The organism is Tabrizicola sp., assembly GCF_030694085.1.
GTDB lineage: Bacteria > Pseudomonadota > Alphaproteobacteria > Rhodobacterales > Rhodobacteraceae > Tabrizicola.
Window position 1 is genome coordinate 1 of record NZ_JAUXZE010000049.1, and the last position, 2,273, is coordinate 2,273.

At 55.5% G+C, this 2,273-nt stretch carries 2 protein-coding genes; both read left to right on the forward strand.

Annotation, left to right across the window (positions count from 1 at the left end):
* The first annotated feature begins 193 nt into the window (after positions 1 to 193).
* The gene (locus Q8M85_RS12935; protein ID WP_305545216.1) at positions 194 to 1,366 is read left to right on the forward strand and encodes a hypothetical protein; all 1,173 of its coding nucleotides are present in this window, start codon (positions 194 to 196) and stop codon (positions 1,364 to 1,366) included.
* Between the two features lie 337 nt (positions 1,367 to 1,703).
* Positions 1,704 to 2,135: a hypothetical protein gene (locus tag Q8M85_RS12940; RefSeq protein ID WP_305545219.1), complete on the forward strand. Its 432-nt coding sequence runs from the start codon at positions 1,704 to 1,706 to the stop codon at positions 2,133 to 2,135.
* Positions 2,136 to 2,273 lie beyond the last annotated feature (138 nt).

Below are 2,273 nucleotides of genomic sequence, written 5' to 3' on the forward strand. Positions count from 1 at the left end.
TACAACCACCAACGCCCACATACTGCCCATGGCGGTCAACCTCCCGCCGTGGTCTACTTCAACACCATCGAAGCCGATCAGCAGGTGCAGGCTGTAGCTTAAACAACCCGAAAAACTGTCCAAGGATCGGGGAGTAGCTCACATCTCGAAGCAGATCATACCTATCATCCAACGTCTCCACGAGATTGGCCTCTTGGACATGGCTAAGGGGAGTTACGCTGGTCCTTGGGCAAAGGGAAACCGCAACACCAGGATAAGAGCGTCGAAGGCGTTGGTGGCGATCTTTGAGGGGACCAAGGTCACACGGGACGATATCAAGCGCATCGAGAACGAGGAGTGTATCGTCCTCAAGGACGGAACGGAGTTCGGGGACGGATCGAAGGTTCGGGAGTATGAAGACACCGACGCCACCAACCTGATGCGTAGGGAGCTGCAGGCTTATAACCTGCTGCTGGCGAATACTTTTATAGACATTCCTTCGCTGGAGACAGCTACCGTCGAGAGAGCGGTAACGGCGGGGAAGGACACCGGTAAAACCGTCACCCAGTGGCTCGACCACCACCACCATTTTATGCGCCGCATCTTTAGCCGGGGCTCCTGGAACCTGAATGGCAGGTTCTACGGCGGATGGTGGCAGTTAATCCCAAGTGTGCTGCGGAAGGAAATCTACATCAACGATACTCCGACGGTGGAGATCGACTTCAAGGGGCTGCACATCTCGATCCTGAGCGCAGAGAAGGGTGTTGTGATCGAAGGCGACCCGTACACCTTGGACCGGGGCCTTATCGCTGGGGCTCCTGAAGAACTACAGCGCAGCATGGTCAAGCAGCTGGTCCTTACGGCCCTCAACGCAAAGGACCGCAGATCAGCGTTCCAGAGCTTCAGGGACGGCTTCCCGGCTAGTCACGTGGGTAAGGTAATGACGAACGTCGAACTGAGCCTGGTCCTGGACGCGTTCGTGGGAAAGCACCCTCACTTAGAGGATTTGGTCTGCGCTGACCAAGGTATTCGGCTGATGAATGTCGATGCCCGCATTGCCGAGATGGTTCACCGCTTCTTCACTCGACGAGGCATTCCTGTACTCTCGGTCCATGACAGCTTCATCGTGGACTACACCCACGTGAAGGAGCTGAAAGGGGCAATGCGAGCCGCCTCCAACGCAGTCGTTGGACGTGTTCTCGATGTCTCTCAGTCTGGGCTCGGCCTGGACGAGATGATCGACGATGGGGATGACGAGGCGACCTCAGACTTCATTGGTTGGCGGCAGGCTCCTAGAACCGCTGGCTACCTTAAGCGGATGACAAGCTGGGAGGCTAGGGTGGGTGGGGTCATTGTTCCCTATGATCAGGTTGGTAGAGGAGGATAGGGGGGAGGGGAGTATAGAGTCTTGATAATCCTATACTTCTCCCTTATCTTCCATTACTTATACCTATTCTGATCCTTCGGTCTGGGTAGTCGTGGCCACCCGATATGCGACTTTACGTTCCAGCGTGCGCTGTTGACGCTATGGCCATGAGAAACTGCAAGATGTTTGCACGGCAGATCACCCTGCATAGCAACTATCGCTGCCGAGGTTCAGTTCAGGAAAGTCCTACCGGCCCAGAAATCTGGCAGGAGTACCCCCTATGTCACCTCGCAGCCCGCCGAAGCTGGAATATGTCCTACGGAAGTCTAACCTGTTCGTGTGCAAAGAGGGAGTGTGAATGAGCGAAGCGGATTTGAAACCCAGTCCAGAGAAGATGCGCTACACCTATGTAAGTGCTTGGAAAATTATCGGCGGCATAAACATGGGGGCAGCGGACGCAGCCCAAGTCCTACATGAGACCGACCGCTGCAAGATCACGCTGACGTCTTCGCCAGACGACCTTCTCGCGATCATCGATAGGGGTGCGGCAGCAGCCAATTTGATGCTTCGTGGTCTATTCACTGCTGAAGAGTTCCCAGATCCGGCGACATCAATCGCTCGTCAAGTGGAAGAGCTTCGTGCTGAGCGCAACGGCAAGTCTGCCTCCGTCACCGTGCTTGTGATTGAAGCCTTCGGAACGTGTGAAGCGACCGTTGGACAAACAAGAGAAGTTGACGGCATGCTTCTTACGTTTGACGCAGTCGACAAGACCGCCATTCGTGCAGCGTGACGTTGCCCCCTCGGCCTAATCCAGTTTGAGGTAGACTCTGGCCCAACCGAGAGGACCAGAGATGAAGCGTAGCAGGTTCACCGAAGATCAGATCATCGGCATTCTGAAGGAGCATGAGGCTGGGGTTTCGGTCGCCGA